The organism is Brevundimonas sp. (genome assembly GCF_046295775.1).
GTDB lineage: Bacteria > Pseudomonadota > Alphaproteobacteria > Caulobacterales > Caulobacteraceae > Brevundimonas.
The window spans coordinates 130,455-149,760 of record NZ_JBKBML010000003.1; the positions used below are offsets into that span (position 1 = coordinate 130,455).

A 19,306-nucleotide genomic window follows, 5' to 3' on the forward strand; every position below is an offset into this window, starting at 1 on the left:
CACGAATCCGAGATAATCCAGGCTGAAGTCCTCAGGGGGAGGGCGGGGGAAATGCCGATGACGTCTCGCCTTGTGTCCATCCTAGGGCTGGCCTTGGTCTGCGCATCTTCATTTTTGGTTGTCGGCTGCGCGACGACGGTCGATCCGATCCAGCGCAATGCGCCCTTGAAGATGGCCCTCAGCGAGCCGGTAGAGAACCTGCGTGAACGCAGCGACGCCGGAGATCGACAAGCTCAGTACGCCCTGTCGTTCCTGATGCGGCATGGTCTCCGCGGCGTCGAGCTTGATCCTTTGGGTGCGGAGGCGCTCCGGGCCACGGCTGGAGTGACGCAGGTACGAACCATGCCGGTCTATCAGCCCGGCGTGAACGGCCGACCTGGAAGCCTGATCAATGTCCAGATCAGCGATCCGGGCATCAGCGATCATGACGCGGCGCGCCTGGACCTGTGCGGCCTCACGGTGCTGGGCGGCGTGCCGGCCCTAGGCGGTTCGATCTGCGGCTCGCCGGCGGCCTATATTGACCTGCTGCCTGCGGCGGCCGCCGTGAGGCTGGAAATGGTCCGACCCGCCAGCGTCGATCCGGCTTCGGTCAGCGATTGCGCGGCTGTCGGACCGCTGTGGAGCGACGCCGCGCTACGAATGTCCGTCGGCGATCAGGCGGGCGCCGCCGCCGCAAGCGAGCGCATCATCAGCCTTTGCGGCGAGGGCGAACCCTCCTGGCACGCGCGTGTCATGCGGGCGCAGATACACTTGGACGCCTTAGAGCCGGACCAGGCCCTGGCCGTCATGGGTCCGGTGCCACGTCCGGCGCCTGCGCCCATCGGCGGGTTCGCCAGCCAGGTCGCCATGGCCGCGCACGCCGCACGCCGCGACGCTTCGGCATACGGCACCGAGCGCGACGCCATGCTGGCGGCTTCCTTGGACGCACTGCGCGCCGAGCCTGGGGTCCAGGAAATCGCGACATTCCCCGTCGACGGCGGGCGCGTCACCCTGTTCGATCGCCCGGGACCGCTTTTCCCTGGCCTGGAAGGTCTGAAGGTCGGCGTGTTCTCGCCGACGGCGCCCGACGCGCCGCCGCGCGGATTCTGGCTCAGCGTGCGCCGGGATTTTCTCGACGGCGCCGACGCCTATTTCCTGGACGAATACCGGTGCGACGGCCGAGCGAGCGTGGCGAACTTCGCCGCCGAACCCTCGCTCGCGGACATCCGAAAAGACATCGAGGCCTACATGAAGGGTGACCGAAAGCCGGTTACTGAAATGCGCGACGCCGTCTCGCTGGCCTGTCGCTGGCCGGTTCAAATCGCGCCGGGCCTGGGCGACGATCCCCTCGTCCTGGCGCGCGCCGCAGCTCAGCCCGACGCCAGCACATCCAGCACGCCCTTGCCGTAGCGGTCCAGCTTGCCGGCGCCGACGCCGGAGATGCGGGCCAGGGCGTCCAGGCTGCGGGGCTCGGCGATGGCGATCTCGACCAGGGTCTTGTCCTGGAAGATGACATAGGGCGGAACGTGCTGTTCGGCCGCCCGGTCGCGGCGCCAGGCGCGCAGCTGATCGAAGCGGGCGCGCACGTCCGCATCCAGCGCCTCGACCGCCAGGTTGCGGCCGGCGTTGCGGCGCGGGCGCTCGACGGCCGAGCGGATCACGGGTTCGCGCACCTGAACCGGCGTCTCGCCGCGATAGACGGCGCGCACCGCCTCGGGATCACCCAGCCGGATCAGCGGCTTGCCCTCGTTGGGATCCTCGACCAGCAGGCCTTCGAACATCAGGTGATCGATGACGTCGCGCCAGGCCGTGATCGACAGGTCCGCGCCGATAGACCAGGTCGACAGGGCCGTCTCCCACGGCTGAACGTCCTTGGTGCGGCCGGTCAGGTGGTCGACCACCCGGCCGCGGCCGAACCGCTCGCCCAGCCGCTGCACCGCCGCCAGCGCCTTCTGGGCCGGGACCAGGGCGTCATAGATGCGGGGCGGGTCGCCGCAGATGTCGCACACGCCGCACGGTTCGGCGTCCGTCTCTCCGAAATAGCGCCGCACCGCCTGGGGGCGACAGGCCGCGCCGTCCAGCATGGCGAACAGCTGGCGCACCTTGCGGGTCTGCACCGCCTTGATCTCTTCGGCCATGGGCCGGCCTTCCATGCGGCGCAGGCTCCAGGCGATGTCGGAGGGGCCGTACAGGGTGATGCCCTCGGCCGGCTCGCCATCGCGGCCCGCACGGCCGATCTCCTGCCAATAGGCCTCCAGGCTGCCCGGCGGATCGGCGTGGATGACGAAGCGCACGTCCGGCTTGTCGACCCCCATGCCGAACGCGATGGTCGCCACCATCACCGCCCCGTCCTCGGCCAGGAACCGCTCCAGCCGCCGGTCGCGTTCCTTGGCGTCCATGCCGGCGTGATAGGCGATGGCGTTGGTCCCGGCGTCGCGCAGCGCCTGGGCCACGCGTTCGCAGCCGTCGCGGCTGCCGCAATAGACAACGCCGGACTTGCCGCGACGCTCGCGCACCAGGTCGATGACCTTCTGATCGGTCTTGGCGCGCGAGGCGCTTTCCTTGCGCTCGACCGCCAGCTGCAGGTTCGGACGCGCGAAGCTGTCGACGAAGACGCGGGCCTCGCCCAGCCTCAGGGAGGCGACGATGTCCTCGCGCGTGCGGACGTCGGCGGTGGCGGTGACGGCGATGCGGGGCACGCCGGGGAACAGCTCGGCCAGGCGTCCCAAAGTGCGGTAGTCGGGGCGGAAGTCGTGACCCCATTGCGAGACGCAGTGCGCCTCGTCGATGGCGATCAGCGACAGGTCGATGTCGTGCAGCCGGTCGATCATGTGCGGCTGGGCCAGGCCTTCGGGCGAGACGTAAAGCAGGTCCAACTCGCCCGCCCGCGCGGCGCGCCAGATGGCCGAGCGGTCGTCCATCGACACGCCGGAATCCAGCCGGGCGGCGGCCACGCCCTGCTGCTTCAGCGCTTCCACCTGGTCGGTCATCAGGGCGATCAGGGGCGACACAACCAGGCCGACGCCGGGGCGCAGCATGGCCGGGATCTGATAGCAGACCGACTTGCCGCCGCCGGTCGGCAGTACGGCCATGACGTCGCGCCCGGCCAGGGCCTCGTTGACCACCTGGGCCTGGAGGCCGCGAAAATCCGCATGGCCCCAGACGCGCGTCAGCACCTCTCGCGCGGGGGCGAGCGGGTCGTGCGGGCGTGAGTCGTCAGGCATCGGGGGCTTGTGCCGGATTGAGCGGCGAGGGGGAAGACATCCTCACCCGGTCATCCCGGCGGACGCCGGGACCCAGTCCTTTGGCTAAGGACGAGACTTGGGATTGGCGGGCGCCTTCGCGGCTCTTACTGGGGTCCCGGCGTCCGCCGGGATGAGCGGTGGGCGTTAAGCCGCCGCTTTCCGTCTCAGCCGCGCGATGCGCCGCAGCCGGCGCCAGAAGCGGCCCCGCTCGGGTTCGGGATAGGGCTGAAGATTCTCAACGAACTGCTCGGCCGAAGCGCGCCAGCTGAACTTCTCCGCATAGGCGCGGACGTCCGCCCGGTCGCACTTCAGCGCATCCAGGCAGGCAGTCTTCAGGTCGTCGTCGATGGCGCCGGCGTTCGAGCCCGGAATGATGTCGATGGGCCCGTGCGCCGGATAGGCGGCGACCGGCGTGCCCGTGCCCATGGCCTCCAGGATCACCAGGCCAAAGGTGTCGGTCCAGCTGGGGAAGACGAAGACGTCGGCGTCGGCGAAGCACCGCGCCAGATCCTCGCCGAACTTGGCGCCCAGGAACTTGGCCTCGGGATATTTGGCCTGAAGATCGGCGCGCGCCGGGCCGTCCCCGACGATGATCTTGGTGCCCGGCAGGTCGGTTTCGAGGAAGGCCTCGATGTTCTTCTCGACCGCCACTCGGCCGACGTTGAGGAAGAACGGTCGCGGCCAGTCGGCGCCGCCCATCTCGGCGTAGATGGGCTCCAGGTCCGGGCGGAACAGCTCGGTGTCCACCCCGCGCGACCAAGGCGAGACGTTCTTGAAGCCATGTTCGACCAGCTCGTCGCGCAGCGTCGGCGTCGCCACCATCAGCCGGCCCGACGGCTTGTGGAACCACTTCATGTAGGCGTAGCCGACCTGCACCGGGATCGGGAAACGGGCCGAGACATATTCGGGGAATTTGGTGTGATAGCTGGTCGTGAACGGCAGCTTCCACTCCACGCAGATGCGCCGCGTGGCGATGCCGATTGGTCCTTCGGTGGCGATATGCACCGCCTCGGGCTCGAAGGCGCGCAGCCGCTCGCGGATCTCTTCCTCGGCGCCCAGGGCCAGCCGGATTTCCGGATAGGTGGGGCAGGGGATGGTCTTGAACTGGCTGGGTTCGATGACCTCGACCTCATGACCCATGGCGCGGCACTCGGCCACGGTGCGGGTCAGGGTGCGGACGACGCCGTTGACCTGGGGCTCCCAGGCGTCGGTGGCCAGTACGATACGCATGCAGTCGGACGGGCCTTCCAGCCGTTCGCGGGGCGACAAGCTCTAGCGCCTTAGAATGACGATGGCGAGACATGGTTAGGGGCTACGCTCGGCTCGCGATAGGAGCGCCGAAGGTCTTACAAGGGCAGCACGGTCGTGGACTTCACCTCTTCCAGCACGGCGTAGGTGCGGGTCTCGCGCACGCCGGGCATCTTGACCAGGACGTCGCCCAGGAAGACGCGATAGGCGTCCATGTCGCCGACGCGGGCCTTGATCAGATAGTCGAAGCCGCCGGCGACCATGTGGCACTCCAGCACTTCGGGCTGGGCGCGCACGGCGGCGGCGAAGGCCTCGAACACGTCACCGGTGGTCCGGTCCAGCAGCACCTCCACGAAGATCAGCAGGCCGCGCCCCGCCATCGTGGGATCGATCAGGGCGGCGTATCCGGTGATGACCCGGCGTTCGCGCAGCCGCCGCACCCGCTCGAAACAGGCGGCCGGCGACAGATTGCAGCGCTTGGCCAGCTCCGCATTGGATATGCGCCCCTCCACCTGAAGCACCCGCAGCAGGCGGCGGTCCACGGCGTCCAGAATCTGCATGGTCATTTCAGGTTTTCGCCGAACGATCTTCGAGTGCTGCGGTTATCATACGACGGACATTCGGTTCGGTCAGCCCTATAGGGCGCTCAGCAACAGCATGAGAAACGCGATGTCGCCGTCGGACTTCAGGCCCTCTGACCTGGCTCACTGGGATCAGCTGGATCGCCACAAATTCCGCGACGAACGCGAGGCCGTCTGCGATCTGCTGTCGCGCACGCCGCTGACCCCCGAACAGCGCGCCGCCGTCGTCGAGGACGCCGTCGATCTGGTCGAGCGTGCGCGCAAGGGCGCCGACCGCCAGGGGGTGGTCGAGAGCTTTCTGCAGGAGTTTTCGTTGGGCACCCGCGAGGGGCTGGCGCTGATGTGTCTGGCCGAGGCCCTGCTGCGCACGCCGGACGAAGACACCCGCGATCGCCTGATCGCCGAGAAGATCGGCTCGGCCGACTGGGCCAAGCACCTGGGCCAGTCCGAAAGCCTGTTCGTCAACGCCTCGACCTGGGGCCTGATGCTGACCGGCAAGCTGGTGGACGTGGACGAGGACGCCAAGCGCGACCTGCCCGGCTTCCTCAAGCGCGTGGCCGGCCGCATCGGCGAGCCGGTGATCCGCCAGGCCGTGGCCGCCGCCGTTCGCATGATGGGCGAACAGTTCGTGCTGGGCCGCACCATCGGCGGCGCCCTGAAGCGGGCCAACCGCAATGGCTGGCTGTGCAGTTTCGACATGCTGGGCGAGGGCGCGCGCACCGCCGCCGACGCCGAGCGGTATGAGCGCATCTACGCCGACTCGATCCACGCTGTCGGCAAGGCCCGCAAGGACCGGCCGGACATGCGCGGTCCCCAGACCGGGCACGGCGTGTCGGTCAAGCTGTCGGCCCTGTCGCCGCGCTATGAGGCGGTGCACGAGGATCGGGTGTGGGAGGAACTGTATCCCCGCATCAAGCGCCTGGCGATCATCGCCGCCGGCTATGACATCAACTTCTGCATGGACGCCGAAGAGGCCGACCGTCTGGCCCTTTCGCTCAAGCTGCTGGAGCGGCTGGCGCGTGAGCCGGAGCTGGGCGACTGGAAGGGCCTAGGCCTGGCCGTCCAGGCCTATCAGAAGCGTGCGCCCGATGTGATCTGCCGCCTGGCCGAACTGGCCCGTTCGTCCAAGCGCCGCCTGATGGTCCGCCTGGTCAAGGGCGCCTACTGGGACACCGAGATCAAGCGCGCCCAGGTGGCCGGACGTCCAGACTATCCAGTCTACACCACCAAGGCCGCGACGGATCTAAACTATCTAGTGTGCGCCCGCATCATGCTGGACGCCGCGCCGCATCTTTACGGCCAGTTCGCCACCCACAACGCCGTGTCTCTGGCCGCCGTGCACCGCATGGCGACGGAGGCGGAAGTCGATGTCGAGTTCCAGCGCCTGCACGGCATGGGCGAGCCCCTGTACGACGCTGCCCTAGAGGCCTGGAAGGGCCAGCGCGTTGTCGTGCGCGCCTACGCCCCCGTCGGCGGCCATGAAGAGCTGCTGCCCTATCTGGTGCGCCGCCTGCTGGAGAACGGCGCCAACTCCTCCTTCGTGCACGCCCTGCTGGACGAGCGTGTGCCTGCCTCAGCCGTCGCCTTTGACCCCATCGCCGTGGTGGAAGCCGCGCCCGGCCCTCACCCCAAGATCCCGGTCCCTCAGCACATGTATGGAAACCGCCTGAACTCCCTCGGCCGCGACTATTCGCAGGCCGCTGAACGCGATCGGCACGCCGTCGCCCTGGACCTGATCGACCGCGAGAAGATTAACTCCGGCCCCATCGTCGGCGGCGTGCTGCTGGCCGGCGAGAACGCGCAGGACGTCACCAACCCCGCCGATCGCGGCAGCGTGCTGGGCCATGTTTCCGAGGCCTCGGCCGCCGACATCGACCGTGCGGTCGAACTGGCCTCCAAGGCGCAGATCGCCTGGGACCGCTCAGGCGGCGCGGCGCGCGCGGCCGTTCTGCGCGCCATGGCCGACGCCCTGGAAGGCGAGATGGACCGCTTCGTCGCCCTGCTCAGCCGCGAGGCGGGCAAGACGCTGAACGACGGCGTCGCCGAGGTGCGCGAGGCCGCCGACTTCTGCCGCTACTACGCCCTGCTGGCCGAGACGCAGTTCGCCGGGCTTGAGACGCTGACCGGCCCGGTCGGCGAGACCAACCAGCTGATGCTGCACGGCCGTGGCGTGTTCGCCTGCATCAGCCCGTGGAACTTCCCCCTGGCGATCTTCACCGGCCAGGTCGCGGCCGCGCTGGCCGCCGGCAACGCGGTGCTGGCCAAGCCGGCCGAACAGACGCCGCTGGTCGCCGCCGAGGCGGTGCGCCTGTTCCACAAGGCGGGTCTGAAGGCCGATCTGCTGGCCCTGACGCCCGGACGCGGCGACACGGTCGGCGCCAAGCTGGTCAGCCATCCGGGCATCGACGGCGTCGCCTTCACCGGCGGCACCGACACGGCCTGGGCCATCAACAAGTCCATCGCGGCTCGCCCCGGCGCCATCATCCCCTTCATCGCCGAGACCGGCGGCCTGAACGGCATGTTCGTGGACACCACGGCCCTGCGCGAACAGGTGCTGGACGACGTCATCGCCTCGGCCTTCGGGTCGGCTGGCCAGCGCTGCTCGGCGCTCCGCATCCTCTATGTGCCCAAGGATTCGGCCGAGGAGCTGATCGCCGGACTGAAAGGCGCGCTGGCGGCCCAGGTTGTGGGCGACCCGTCCGACCCGGCCACCGACATCGGGCCGGTTATCGACGCGGAGTCGCGTGAATCGCTCGATCGGCACCTGGCCCGCCTGGAGCAGGAGGCCACCGTCATCGCCCGCGCCGAACTGGCCCCCAGCGCCAATGCGGGGGCCGGGCAGGGCGACTACTTTGCGCCCGTTATCGCCGAGATCCCGACCCCGGACTTCCTGGAGCGGGAGGTGTTCGGCCCCGTCCTGCACATCTATCGCTACGACCCCGACAACCTGAAGACGGTGGCGGGCAAGCTGGCGGCGCGCGGCTTCGGCCTGACGCTGGGCGTGCACAGCCGCATCGAGGCCTTCGCCGAAGAGGTGACGCGCCTGGTTCCGGCCGGCAACGTCTACGTCAACCGCTCGATCACCGGCGCGGTGGTCGGCGTCCAGCCGTTCGGCGGCGAGGGCCTGTCGGGCACCGGACCGAAGGCGGGCGGTCCCAACAGCCTGATCCGCTATGCGGCGGAAAAAGCCATCACCGTCAACATCGCGGCCCAGGGCGGCGACCCCGCCCTGCTGAATCTGTAACTCGACTTTGCGCGCGGTTGACCCCTCGGGGTCGATCGCTAGCATCCGCCGCCTTCCCCGCGCCCGATCCAGAGGACCCCATGGCCGACGCACAATCCGCTTCCTACGACGTGGTCATCATCGGCGGCGGGCCGGGCGGCTATAACGCCGCGATCCGCGCGGGCCAGCTAGGCCTCAAGGCGGCCTGCGTCGAGATGCGCGGCACGCTGGGCGGCACCTGCCTCAACGTCGGCTGCATGCCGTCCAAGGCCCTGCTGCACGCGTCCGAGCTCTATGACCTGGCCAACTCGGAGTTCGCCGGCATCGGCATCGAGGTGAAGCCCAAGCTGAACCTGGGCCAGATGCACAAGGCCAAGGATGACAGCGTCGCGGGCCTGACCAAGGGCATCGAATTCCTGTTCAAGAAGAACAAGGTCGACTGGATCAAGGGCCGCGGCCGCATCGCCGGCAAGGGCAAGGTCGAAGTGGACGGCGACGCCGGCAAGACCGTGCTGGACGCCAAACACATCGTCATCGCCACGGGCTCCGAGCCCACGCCGCTGCCGGGCGTCGCCTTCGAGGCGGGCAAGGTGATCGATTCGACCGGCGCTCTGGCCCTGTCGTCTGTGCCCAAGCATCTGATCGTCGTCGGCGCCGGCATCATCGGGCTCGAGCTGGGCTCGGTCTGGCGTCGTCTCGGCGCTCAGGTGACGGTGGTCGAGTTCCTGGACCGGATCACGCCGGGCATGGATTCCGAGGTCGCCACGGCCTTCCAGCGCGGCCTGACCAAACAGGGCATGACGTTCAAGCTCGGCTCGAAAGTCACCGCCGCCAAGTCGGTCAAGGACGGCGTCGAACTGACCGTCGAGCCCTCGGCCGGCGGCGCGGCCGAGACTCTGAAGGGCGACGTGGTCCTGGTCGCCATCGGCCGGCGTCCCTACACCGCCGACCTGGGCCTGGAGACGGTCGGGATCGAGACCGACAAGCGCGGCTTCATCGCCAACGACCACTTCAAGACCTCGGCCGAGGGCGTCTGGGTCATCGGCGACGTGACGTACGGCCCCATGCTGGCCCACAAGGCCGAGGAAGACGCCGTGGCCGTGATCGAGCTGATCGCGGGCAAGGCCGGCCACGTCGACTACGACCTGGTCCCCAGCGTCGTCTACACCGCCCCGGAAGTCGCCTGGGTCGGCAAGACCGAGGACCAGCTGAAAGAGGCCGGCGTCCAGTACAAGAAGGGCAAGTTCCCCTTCGCCGCCAACAGCCGCGCCAAGATCAACCACGAGACCGACGGCTTCGTGAAGGTGCTGGCCGACGCCGCCACCGACCGCGTGCTGGGCGTGCACATCTTCGGGCCCCAGGCCGGCGAGATGATCGGCGAGGCCTGCATCACCATGGCCTTCGGCGGCTCGTCCGAGGACATCGCCCGCACCTGCCACCCCCACCCCACGCGCTCCGAGGCCGTCAAACAGGCCGCCATGGGCGTCGAGGGCTGGACCATGCAGGCCTGATCCGCCTTGCCGGTTGCCGCGTCAGGCCGGCCCTTCTAGGTTGCCGGCCATGACCGACGCCGCACCCCAGACCATCGACGACACCCTCAGCTTCGAGGCCGCCCTGGCGCGGCTGGAGACCATCGTGTCGCGGCTGGAATCCGGCCAGGCGCCGCTGGAGGAATCCATCGCCCTGTATGAAGAGGGCGCGCGGCTAAAGGCGCATTGCGAGGCGCGGCTCAAGGCCGCCCAGCTGCGGGTCGAGAAGATCGTCGTCGGCCCCGACGGCGCCGCGCGCGGCGTCGAGCCGGCGGACTTCGGCTGATGACGGCGCCGGTCATCCGCTTCGACGATTTTCAGAAGGTCGACATCCGCATCGGCCGCGTGGTGAAGGCCGAGCCCTTCCCCGAGGCGCGAAAGCCCGCCTTCAAGCTTCAGATCGATTTCGGACCCGAGATCGGCGTCAAGAAATCCTCGGCCCAGATCACCAGACACTACACCCCCGACCAGCTGGACGGCCGGCTGGTGGCCGCGGTCGTGAACTTCCCGCCGCGCCAGATCGGGCCGGTGATGAGCGAAGTGCTGACGCTGGGTTTTCCAGACGCGGACGGCGAAGTGGTTCTGGTCGGGGTCGATCGCGACGCCGTTGTCGGCGGGAGGCTGTTTTGACCGTCTTGGCCGCCAACTCGCCTGAACAGGCGGTGATCGACCGCGTCACCGAGACCGCCGACCTGGTCACGGTCGCGCTCGATGAACTGCTGCCCCGCGCCGACGGACCTGAAGCGCGCCTGACCGAAGCCATGCGCTATGCGGCGCTGGGTCCCGGCAAACGCCTGCGGCCTTTCTTCGCCCTGGAGGCCGCGCGCCTGTTCGAACTGGACGAGCGCGCCGTGCTGCGCGCCGCCTGCGCCCTAGAATGCGTCCACGCCTATTCGCTGGTCCACGACGACCTGCCCTGCATGGACGACGACGACATCCGTCGCGGCCGGCCGACGCTGCACCGCGCCTATGATGAGGCCACGGCCGTGCTGGCGGGTGATGCGCTGCAGACCGCCGCATTCGACATCATCCTGCACGAGGACACGCACGAGGATCCCGCCGTGCGTTGCGAACTGGCGGCGCGGCTGTCGCTGGCGTCGGGCGCGCGCGGCATGGCCGGCGGCCAGATGATCGATCTGATCGGCGTGCGCGATGACCTGGGCGGGGTCGCCCGGATGCAGCGTCTCAAGACCGGCGCCCTGTTCGCCTACGCTTTCGAGATTCCGCTGATCGTCGCCGACGCCACCAACGCCCAGCGGCACGCCCTGATCAGCTTCGCCCATGACGTCGGCCTGGCCTATCAGATTGTCGACGACCTGCTGGACGTCGAAGGCGACGAGGCGGTCATGGGCAAGAAGGGCGGCGGCAAGGACGCCGAGCGCGGCAAGACCAACTTCGTCACCCTGCTCGGCGTCGATCAGGCGCGACACAGGGTCGCGCACCTGGCCGACCAGGCCCGCAGCCACCTGGACCTGTTCGGCCATGACGGCGAAATCCTGAAGGCCAGCGTCGACTACGTGCTGAGCAAGCGCCGGGGCTAGGAATGCCGCCCTCGCATCCCCGCTCGCCTGTCGAGCCGTGAATGGCTAGAACACTCTGATGCTCGATACTCCGCTTCTCGACACCGTCACCTATCCCGCCGACACGCGCGGCTTCTCGACCGAGCAGCTGGCGCAACTGGCCAGCGAAGTGCGCGCCGAGGTGATCGACGCCGTGTCGGTGACCGGCGGCCACCTGGGCTCGGCGCTGGGCGTGGTCGAGCTGACCGTCGCCCTGCACCATGTGTTCGAGACGCCCAAGGACATCCTCATTTGGGACGTCGGGCATCAATGCTATCCGCACAAGATCCTGACCGGGCGCCGCGACCGCATCCGCACCCTGCGCCAGGGCGGGGGCCTGTCGGGCTTCACCAAGCGCTCGGAGAGCGAATACGACCCGTTCGGCGCGGCCCACGCCTCGACCTCGATCTCGGCGGCGCTGGGCTTCGCCGCAGCGCGCGACGCCAAGGGCCAGGACAACCGCGTCGTGGCGGTGATCGGCGACGGCTCGATGTCGGCCGGCATGGCCTATGAGGCGATGAACAACGCGGCCGAGACCACCGGCCAGTTGACCGTCATCCTGAACGACAACGACATGTCCATTGCGCCGCCCGTCGGCGGGATGAGCGCCTATCTGGCGGGCCTGGTGTCGGGCGGCGCCTATCAGAACTTCCGCCGCTTCGGGAAGAAGGTGGCCGAGCACATGCCGCGCCCCTTCCGCAACGCCGCCAAGAAGGCCGAGGAATACGCCCGGGGCATGGTCACCGGCGGCACCTTCTTCGAGGAACTGGGCTTCTACTACGTCGGGCCGATCGACGGCCACGACATGGAGACCCTGGTCCCCATCCTGGAGAATGCGCGCGACATCACCGACCGTCCGGTGCTGGTCCACGTCGTGACCCAGAAGGGCAAGGGCTACGCCCCAGCCGAAAGCTCGGCCGACAAGTATCACGGCGTGGTCAAGTTCGACGTGGTCTCAGGCCAGCAGGCCAAGGCCAAGTCCAACGCACCCAGCTACACCAAGGTGTTCGGCACCGAGCTGATCAAGCACGCTCAGCGCGATCCCTCGATCATCGCCATCACCGCGGCCATGCCGGGCGGCACGGGCATCGACCTGTTCGGCCAGGCCTTCCCCGAGCGCACCTTTGACGTCGGTATCGCCGAACAGCACGCCGTGACCTTCGCCGCCGGCCTGGCCGCAGACGGCATGAAGCCCATGTGCGCCATCTATTCGACCTTCCTTCAACGCGGCTACGACCAGGTGGTGCACGACGTGGCCATCCAGTCGCTGCCCGTGCGCTTCGCCATGGATCGGGCCGGCCTGGTCGGCGCCGACGGGGCCACCCACGCGGGCAGTTTCGACATCGGCTACATGGGCGCCCTGCCGGGCATGGTGCTGATGGCCGCCGCCGACGAGGCGGACCTGGCCGCCATGATCGCCACCAGCCTGGAGATCGACGACCGGCCCTCCGCCTTCCGTTATCCGCGCGGCGATGGCGTCGGGGTCGAGATTCCCGAACTGGCCGCCCCGCTCGAGATCGGCCGCGGCCGGATCGTGCGCGAGGGCACGTCCGTCGCCATCCTGAGCCTGGGCACGCGACTGCAGGAATCGCTGAAGGCCGCCGAACTGCTGGCCGCGCGCGGCGTGTCCGCCACCGTCGCCGACGCCCGCTTCGCCAAGCCGCTGGACTCCGACATGATCCTGCGCCTGGCGCGCGAGCACGAGGCCCTGATCACGGTCGAGGAAGGCGCCATGGGCGGCTTCGGCGCCTTCGTGCTGCAACTGCTGGCGGAAAAGGGCGCGCTGGACGCGGGCCTGAAGGTCCGCACCCTGCATCTGCCGGACGTGTTCCAGGACCACGACAAGCCCGAGCTCATGTATGCCGCAGCCGGCCTGAACGCCGAGCACATCGCCGATGCGGCGGCGCGCGCCATGGGCCTGGACGCCAGCCGCGCCGCGCGCGCCTGACGTCCGGCCGGACGGATCAGCCCCGCTTCAGATCGGGCGGGGTCGCTTCTTCGGTCAGGACGCGGATGGCCTCTTCGATCGTCAGGATTTCTTGAGCCTGCGAACCCAGGCGGCGCAGGGCGACCTTGCCCTCTTCGGCCTCCTTGCGGCCGACGACGGCGATGACCGGCGTCTTGCCGACCGAGTGTTCGCGGACCTTGTAGTTGATCTTCTCGTTGCGCAGATCGCTCTCGACCCGCAGCCCCGCCGCCTTGAACCGCGCGACCACGTCCTGGGCGTAGGCGTCGGCGTCCGAGGTGATGGTCGCCACCACGGCTTGCGTCGGGGCCAGCCACAGCGGGAAGGCCCCGGCGTAGTTCTCGATCATGATGCCGATGAACCGCTCGAAGCTGCCCAGAATGGCCCGGTGCAGCATGACCGGCCGGTGCTTGCCGCCGTCCTCGCCGATGTATTCCGCGTTCAGACGCTCGGGCAGGACATAGTCCAGCTGGATGGTGCCGCAGGTCCATTCACGGCCGATGGCGTCCTTGACGATGAAGTCCAGCTTGGGCGCGTAGAAGGCGCCGTCGCCCTCGGTGACCACGGGCTCCGAGCCGGCCGCGCGGGCGGCCTCGGCCATCTGGGCCTCGGCCTTGTCCCAGAACTCGTCCGAACCGGCGCGGATTTCGGGGCGGGTGCCCAGGCTGATGTAGGCCGTCTCCATGCCCAGGTCGGCGTGGACCGAGCGGGCCAGTTCGATGAAGGCGCGCGTCTCCTCCACGATCTGGTCCTCGCGGCAGAAGATGTGGGCGTCGTCCTGGGTGAAGCCGCGCACGCGCATCAGGCCGTGCAGCGAACCCGACGGCTCATAGCGGTGGCAGGCGCCGAACTCGGCCATGCGCAGCGGTAGTTCGCGATACGAGCGCTGGCCCTGGTCGAAGATCTGCACGTGGCCCGGGCAGTTCATCGGCTTGAGGCTGAGCTCTTCGCCCTCGACCGTCTCGCAGACGAACATGTTGGGGCGGTACTTCTCCCAGTGGCCCGAGGCCTCCCAGAACTTGCGGTCCAGGACCTGGGGCGTCTTGACCTCGACATAGCCGGCCTTGTCCAGGCGGCGGCGCATATAGGCCTCGATGACCTGCCACAGCACCCAGCCCTTGGGATGCCAGAAGACCATGCCGCGGCCCTCTTCCTGCATGTGGAAGAGCTCCATCGAGCGGCCGATCTTGCGGTGGTCGCGCTTTTCGGCCTCCTCGATGCGCTTCAGATAGGCGTCGAGGTCGGCCTGGTTGGCCCAGGCCGTGGCGTAGATGCGCTGCAGCTGCTCGCGCTTGGCGTCCCCGCGCCAGTAGGCCCCGGCCAGCTTGGTCAGTTTGAAGGCCTTGCCCACGAACTTGGTCGAGGGGAAATGCGGCCCCCGGCACAGGTCGACCCAGCCGCCCGTGGCGTAGGTGGTGATCGTCTCGTCGGCGGGCAGGTCGCGGATCAGCTCGGCCTTGAAGGTCTCGCCCTTGGATTCGAACAGGGCGATGGCCTCGTCGCGGTCCCAGACCTGGCGCACCAGCTTTTCGTCGCGATCGACGATCTCGGCCATGCGCTTCTCGATGGCGGCGAAGTCGTCGGTCGAGAAGGGCTCGGCGCGGTGGAAATCGTAATAGAAGCCGTCCTCGATGGCCGGGCCGATGGTGACCTGGGTGCCGGGGAACAGCTCCTGCACGGCTTGCGCCAGCACGTGGGCGGCGTCGTGGCGGATGGTCTCCAGCGCGTCGGGGTCGTCGCGCATGATCAGCTTGAAGTCGCCGCCGCTCTCCAGCGGACGGTCCATGTCCCACTGCTGGCCGTTGATCTCGACCAGGGCCGCGCGCTTGGCCAGCGAGGGCGAGATGGAGGCGGCCACGTCGCGGCCGGTGGCCGAGGGCGGGAACTGTCGAACGGCGCCGTCGGGGAATTTGAGATCGATCATCGTCAGTCTGCTTCAGGTCTGTCGCCGAGTTCAGCGCTTGGCGGCGCCGCCGGAACGGGATCGTAGCCCGAACCGCCGAAAGGATGGCATTTGCACAGTCGGCGCACGGTCAGCCAGCCGCCCCGCACCGGACCGTGGGTCAGAAGCGCCTCGCGTCCATAGTCCGAGCAGGTCGGCAGGAAGCGGCACTGCTGGCCGATCAGGGGGGACAGCGTGAGCTTGTAGGCCCGATGGGCCCCGCGCACGCCGCGTTCATAGAGAGACATTCGTCCCTTCGCCGGGGGCTCGTTGAGGTTCGCCCGGCTTATCCCCCGTCACGCCAGGGCGATCAACCGATTGGACTTCAAGCCGCGCCGGCGAGACCAGTTCGCGTGTCGCTATGATGCTTGAGCAGGGCCTGCTCCACGGCGTCCAGCGTCGCCTCCACCGCCACCAGGGTCGAGGCGTGGCGGGCGGGATAGTCGGCGACCTGCCTTAGCGCACGCAGACCCTCGAACCGACCCTCGGGGCCGTCGCTGCCGGACTTCAGCATGGCGGACATGGCGTCGCGGGCGTCGCGGACCTCCTGCGCGGTGGCGCCGATCACGGACTGACCCAGAACGCCGGCCGCGGCCTGGCCCAGCGCGCAGGTCTTCACGTCCTGGGCGAAGGCGGCGATGCGGCCCTGATCGTCCAGCACAACGTCGACGATCGCGCGCGAGCCGCACAGCTTGGCCACGCGCTCGCCCGTGCCCTCGGGCGCAGGCAGACGGCCCGCGTGCGGCAGATTCGCCGCCAGCGACAGGATGCGCGCGCTGTAGAGCTCGTCGATCATGGAAGGAAGATAGGCTCATGCGAGCCTGTCGAAAAGGTCAGCCGCCTTGCAGCGAAGACCAGGTGCGGCCCGCCGCGCCCGGCTCGGCCGAGGCGGCGCGCAGCCAGTCGAGGTTGCGGTCCGCCGATTCGGGCGGCAGTTCGCGACGCAGGATCTGCTCGGCCTCGCCCATCTTGCCTTGCAGACCCAGGGCCATGGCCAGGTTCAGCTTCACCTGAAGCTTGACCCCCGGCTGGGCGGCTGCGCGGCGCAGCAATGGTTCGGCCTCGGCGGCGCGACCCTCGGCCATCAGCGGCATGGCCATGTTGGCGAGCACGTCGGGATTGTCGGGCGACAGGGCCAGGGCGTGACGCCAGGCGCCCTGGGCGTCCTCGTGGCGGCGCACCTGCTGGTAGGCCGTGCCGAGCAGCGACAGGGGCCGCCAGTCGCTCGGCGCCTGATCTCGCGCGCGTTCCAAGGCCCCGATGCCGTAGAAGGCGTGGCCGCGGGCGATATGAGCGCGCCCGGCCTCCAGCATGGCCTCCACATTGTTCGGCTGGACCACCAGCACGGCTTGGGCGGTCTCTGCGGCCTGATCGTTGCGGCCCATCTCGCGCAGCGCCTGCGACAGCTTGACGCCCGCGACAGGATCGGTCGGGTCGATCTCGTTCTGCTGCGCCCAGAAGATCGACCGCGAAAGCGGGTCGGCGCGGTCATAGGTGGCGCGGGTCTGGGCGTCGGCGGCGACGCGCGGCTGAGCGGAGTTCGGAACCGGTCCCTGCGTCTGCGCCAGGGTCGGCGCAGCCGACAGCAAAAGGGCGGAGGTTGCGAGGGCGAGGGCGGTGCGCGACATGGAGTGGGTCCAAGGCTGATCGCGCACAGACTCAGACCTCGGCGTCAAACTTTGGTTAACGGCTGGAGCCGCCCGCATGACCGCACGTCCAGATGTCCTGATCGCAGCCGACGCTTCGGCGCGTCCCATTCGGCTGCTGGCGGCCGGCGCGGCGCCCGCGTCGCCCTGGGCGGAGGCGCACGACTTCACCGGCAAGACGGGGCAGCTGCTGATCGTGCCGGACGCTCAAGGGCATCCGGCCGAGGCCTGGTTCGGGACTGGCGAGGCGTTCGACCCGCTAAGCGTGCGCGGTCTGGCGGCGCGTCTGCCCGCCGGCGACTGGCGGCTTGAAGGCGTCGAGGGCGAGGCGGCCGAGATGTCGGCCGTGGCCTGGGGGCTGGGGACGTATCTGTTCGACCGCTACAAGGCGCGGCCCCAGCGCGGGCGCGCCCGTCTGGCCGTGGCCGAGGGCGTCGACCTTGAGGCCTGCCGCCGCATTGTCGCCGCCTGCGCCCTGTGCCGCGAGATGGTCGACACCCCGGCCGCCGACATGGGGCCGTTGCAGATCGAGACGATCGCACGCGAGATCGCCGAGGCGCACGACGCGGACCTGACCGTCACCGAGGGGGAGGCCCTGCTCGAAGCCAACTACCCGGCCGTGCACGCCGTGGGCCGCGCCGCCGCGCCGCATCGGGCGCCGCGCGTCATCGAACTGGGCTGGAAGCTGGACCAGACGGACCGTCCGCTGATCGCCCTGGTCGGCAAGGGCGTGGTGTTCGACACGGGCGGTCTGGACCTGAAGCCCGCCGCCGGCATGCGCAACATGAAGAAGGACATGGGCGGGGCGGCCCACGCCCTGGCCCTGGCTCGCCTGATCCTTCAGGCCGATCTCCCCGTGCGGCTGGTGGTGCTGGTCGCGGCCGTCGAGAACGCCGTGTCGGCCGACGCCTTCCGGCCCGGTGACGTGCTCGCGACGCGACAGGGCCTGACGGTCGAGGTGGGCAATACCGATGCCGAGGGGCGGTTGATCCTGGCGGATGTTCTGACGCGGGCGGGCGAGCACGCGCCGGACCTGACACTGGACTTCGCCACCCTGACGGGCGCGGCGCGCATCGCCCTGGGACCGGAGCTGCCGCCGCTCTACACCGACGACGAGGCACTGGCGGAGGGCCTTCTCGCGGCGGGGCGGGCGGTGCGCGATCCGCTGTGGAGGATGCCTTTGCACGCCGGCTATCGTGCCGCGCTGGAGGCCGAGATCGCCGACCTCAGGAATGACCCAGCCGCCTGGGCGCAAGCCGGGTCGGTGACGGCGGCGCTATTCCTGCAGAGGTTCGCGCCGACCACCGGATTATGGGCGCATCTGGACATCTTCGCCTGGAACCCGCGCGCTCGCCCGGGCTGGCCCGAGGGCGGCGAGGCGCAAGGGATCCGCGCCGCCTTCCATCACATTTCCGCGTTCGCTTCCGCACATTAACGTCCGCTTCGGCTTCGCGGCCTAGAACGATTGTTCAACCGATCGAGCCGCCGATTGACCGACGTCCTCGCCCTGATTGATCCCGGAGCGCGCCTAGCGCGACCCGACCTGGCCGAGCTTCGGCTGGAGGGATTGGTGCGCGCCGATCGCTATGCACAGACCAGCGCGCGGCACGGCGCCGGTCCGGCGGTCTCGATCTGGAATGGCTCAGGCGCGGACGCCCGGCGAATCGATGAACTGCTGGCCGGCGAGGTCTTCGACGTGCTGGACGAGGCTAAGGGCCGCGCCTGGGGCCGGGCGCGCCGCAGCGGCGTCGTCGGCTGGGTCGACCTGGGCGCCCTGAGGCCCGGCGCATCGTCGCCGACCCATCGGGTGCGCGCCCTGACAGCGCCGGTTCACCCGGCGTCTGCAGGCGAGACAGCGCAGGGCGCGCCTCTGTTCATGAACGCTCTGGTACGGGTGGAAGAAGCCGTGGGCGACCGTGCGCGCCTGGCCGGACTGGGCTGGGTCGCTGTCGAGGCCCTGGCGCCGATCGGGGTGTTCGAGCCGGACCTGGCGGCGGTGGCCGAAGCCTTCGTAGGCGCGCCGCACAGCCTGGGCGGCCGCACGGCGGCGGGGACGGACTGCAGCGGTCTGGTGCAACAGGCCCTGATGGCCTGCGGCCTGGCGGCGCCCCGCTGGGCCAGTGAGCAGGCGCAGCTTGGACGTGCCGTCGAGACCCCAGCGCGCGGCGATCTGGTGGTCTGGCTCAAGTCTGACCTCGATCCCTGGGGCGGACACAGCGGCGTGATGATCGACGCCGACCGCGTAATCCACGCCAGCGGCCGCGCGGGCGAAGTGCTGATCCAGCCCCTGGCCGAGGTCGCGGCGGCCTATGTCGCCGACGGCTTCGAGCCGGCGATATTCCGACGCCTGTCGATCTAGGTCCCAGATAAGGCGGCCCGAAGGCCGCC

At 69.3% G+C, this 19,306-nt stretch carries 16 protein-coding genes; 9 read left to right on the forward strand and 7 right to left on the reverse strand.

Going from position 1 to position 19,306, the window contains the following annotated elements; translation table 11 throughout:
* Nucleotides 1-57: 57 nt before the first annotated feature.
* On the forward strand, nt 58-1,389 hold the full coding sequence (locus ACK4I0_RS03305; RefSeq protein ID WP_409607969.1) for a hypothetical protein: 1,332 nt from the start codon (nt 58-60) through the stop codon (nt 1,387-1,389).
* Here the strand turns inward: ACK4I0_RS03305 and recQ are convergent.
* The 3 genes from recQ to ACK4I0_RS03320 all read right to left on the reverse strand — a co-directional run bounded on the left by recQ (nt 1,350) and on the right by ACK4I0_RS03320 (nt 5,038).
* Complete coding sequence (recQ, locus tag ACK4I0_RS03310) at nt 1,350-3,203, reverse strand: DNA helicase RecQ (RefSeq protein ID WP_409607971.1); 1,854 nt, start codon at nt 3,201-3,203, stop codon at nt 1,350-1,352. The genes ACK4I0_RS03305 and recQ overlap by 40 nt on opposite strands.
* 165 nt (nt 3,204-3,368) lie before the next feature.
* Nucleotides 3,369-4,454, reverse strand: coding sequence for a glycosyltransferase family 4 protein (locus ACK4I0_RS03315; RefSeq protein ID WP_409608095.1), 1,086 nt, complete (start codon nt 4,452-4,454; stop codon nt 3,369-3,371).
* Nucleotides 4,455-4,570: 116 nt separating this feature from the next.
* The gene (locus tag ACK4I0_RS03320; RefSeq protein WP_409607973.1) at nt 4,571-5,038 is read right to left on the reverse strand and encodes an Lrp/AsnC ligand binding domain-containing protein; all 468 of its coding nucleotides are present in this window, start codon (nt 5,036-5,038) and stop codon (nt 4,571-4,573) included.
* A gap of 103 nt (nt 5,039-5,141) precedes the next feature.
* Here ACK4I0_RS03320 and putA point away from each other — a divergent pair, with 103 nt between their 5' ends.
* The 6 genes from putA (at nt 5,142) to dxs (ending at nt 13,312) form a co-directional block, all read left to right on the forward strand.
* A complete protein-coding gene (gene putA, locus ACK4I0_RS03325; RefSeq protein ID WP_409607975.1) occupies nt 5,142-8,297 on the forward strand; it encodes a bifunctional proline dehydrogenase/L-glutamate gamma-semialdehyde dehydrogenase PutA in 3,156 nt (1,051 codons plus the stop codon).
* Nucleotides 8,298-8,377: 80 nt separating this feature from the next.
* Nucleotides 8,378-9,787, forward strand: coding sequence for a dihydrolipoyl dehydrogenase (lpdA, locus tag ACK4I0_RS03330; protein WP_409607977.1), 1,410 nt, complete (start codon nt 8,378-8,380; stop codon nt 9,785-9,787).
* Between the two features lie 49 nt (nt 9,788-9,836).
* A complete protein-coding gene (locus ACK4I0_RS03335) occupies nt 9,837-10,091 on the forward strand; it encodes an exodeoxyribonuclease VII small subunit (protein ID WP_135065915.1) in 255 nt (84 codons plus the stop codon).
* Nucleotides 10,091-10,435, forward strand: coding sequence for a tRNA-binding protein (locus ACK4I0_RS03340; protein WP_409607979.1), 345 nt, complete (start codon nt 10,091-10,093; stop codon nt 10,433-10,435). The genes ACK4I0_RS03335 and ACK4I0_RS03340 overlap by 1 nt, the downstream gene beginning before the upstream one ends.
* The gene (locus ACK4I0_RS03345; RefSeq protein WP_409607981.1) at nt 10,432-11,346 is read left to right on the forward strand and encodes a polyprenyl synthetase family protein; all 915 of its coding nucleotides are present in this window, start codon (nt 10,432-10,434) and stop codon (nt 11,344-11,346) included. Before ACK4I0_RS03340 ends, ACK4I0_RS03345 begins: the two co-directional genes overlap by 4 nt.
* A gap of 55 nt (nt 11,347-11,401) precedes the next feature.
* Complete coding sequence (dxs, locus tag ACK4I0_RS03350; protein WP_409608097.1) at nt 11,402-13,312, forward strand: 1-deoxy-D-xylulose-5-phosphate synthase; 1,911 nt, start codon at nt 11,402-11,404, stop codon at nt 13,310-13,312.
* A gap of 16 nt (nt 13,313-13,328) precedes the next feature.
* Here the strand turns inward: dxs and thrS are convergent, their stop codons facing one another.
* The 4 genes from thrS to ACK4I0_RS03370 form a co-directional block, all read right to left on the reverse strand.
* Complete coding sequence (gene thrS / locus ACK4I0_RS03355; protein ID WP_409607983.1) at nt 13,329-15,254, reverse strand: threonine--tRNA ligase; 1,926 nt, start codon at nt 15,252-15,254, stop codon at nt 13,329-13,331.
* A 2-nt stretch (nt 15,255-15,256) separates the two neighbouring features.
* Nucleotides 15,257-15,520, reverse strand: coding sequence for a membrane protein insertion efficiency factor YidD (yidD, locus tag ACK4I0_RS03360; protein WP_409607985.1), 264 nt, complete (start codon nt 15,518-15,520; stop codon nt 15,257-15,259).
* Nucleotides 15,521-15,597: 77 nt separating this feature from the next.
* Complete coding sequence (locus tag ACK4I0_RS03365; RefSeq protein ID WP_409607987.1) at nt 15,598-16,068, reverse strand: iron-sulfur cluster assembly scaffold protein; 471 nt, start codon at nt 16,066-16,068, stop codon at nt 15,598-15,600.
* A 37-nt stretch (nt 16,069-16,105) separates the two neighbouring features.
* Nucleotides 16,106-16,900: a tetratricopeptide repeat protein gene (locus ACK4I0_RS03370; RefSeq protein ID WP_409607989.1), complete on the reverse strand. Its 795-nt coding sequence runs from the start codon at nt 16,898-16,900 to the stop codon at nt 16,106-16,108.
* Between the two features lie 76 nt (nt 16,901-16,976).
* On the opposite strand from ACK4I0_RS03370, the gene ACK4I0_RS03375 reads away from it, so the two are divergent.
* Together ACK4I0_RS03375 and ACK4I0_RS03380 are read left to right on the forward strand one after the other, a co-directional pair.
* Entirely contained in the window at nt 16,977-18,353 is a 1,377-nt protein-coding gene (locus ACK4I0_RS03375; RefSeq protein WP_409607991.1) for a leucyl aminopeptidase family protein, read from the forward strand.
* A 54-nt stretch (nt 18,354-18,407) separates the two neighbouring features.
* Nucleotides 18,408-19,277, forward strand: a complete 870-nt coding sequence (locus tag ACK4I0_RS03380) for a C40 family peptidase (protein WP_409607993.1) — start codon at nt 18,408-18,410, stop codon at nt 19,275-19,277.
* The last annotated feature ends 29 nt before the right edge of the window (nt 19,278-19,306 follow it).

Coding starts and splice junctions, on each gene's coding strand:
- ACK4I0_RS03305 (WP_409607969.1), top strand. CDS start 58: ATGACGTCTCGCCTTGTGTCCATCCTAGGGCTGGCCTTGGTCTGCGCA.
- recQ (WP_409607971.1), bottom strand. CDS start 3,203: ATGCCTGACGACTCACGCCCGCACGACCCGCTCGCCCCCGCGCGAGAG.
- ACK4I0_RS03315 (WP_409608095.1), bottom strand. CDS start 4,454: ATGCGTATCGTACTGGCCACCGACGCCTGGGAGCCCCAGGTCAACGGC.
- ACK4I0_RS03320 (WP_409607973.1), bottom strand. CDS start 5,038: ATGACCATGCAGATTCTGGACGCCGTGGACCGCCGCCTGCTGCGGGTG.
- putA (WP_409607975.1), top strand. CDS start 5,142: ATGTCGCCGTCGGACTTCAGGCCCTCTGACCTGGCTCACTGGGATCAG.
- lpdA (WP_409607977.1), top strand. CDS start 8,378: ATGGCCGACGCACAATCCGCTTCCTACGACGTGGTCATCATCGGCGGC.
- ACK4I0_RS03335 (WP_135065915.1), top strand. CDS start 9,837: ATGACCGACGCCGCACCCCAGACCATCGACGACACCCTCAGCTTCGAG.
- ACK4I0_RS03340 (WP_409607979.1), top strand. CDS start 10,091: ATGACGGCGCCGGTCATCCGCTTCGACGATTTTCAGAAGGTCGACATC.
- thrS (WP_409607983.1), bottom strand. CDS start 15,254: ATGATCGATCTCAAATTCCCCGACGGCGCCGTTCGACAGTTCCCGCCC.
- yidD (WP_409607985.1), bottom strand. CDS start 15,520: ATGTCTCTCTATGAACGCGGCGTGCGCGGGGCCCATCGGGCCTACAAG.
- ACK4I0_RS03365 (WP_409607987.1), bottom strand. CDS start 16,068: ATGATCGACGAGCTCTACAGCGCGCGCATCCTGTCGCTGGCGGCGAAT.
- ACK4I0_RS03370 (WP_409607989.1), bottom strand. CDS start 16,900: ATGTCGCGCACCGCCCTCGCCCTCGCAACCTCCGCCCTTTTGCTGTCG.
- ACK4I0_RS03375 (WP_409607991.1), top strand. CDS start 16,977: ATGACCGCACGTCCAGATGTCCTGATCGCAGCCGACGCTTCGGCGCGT.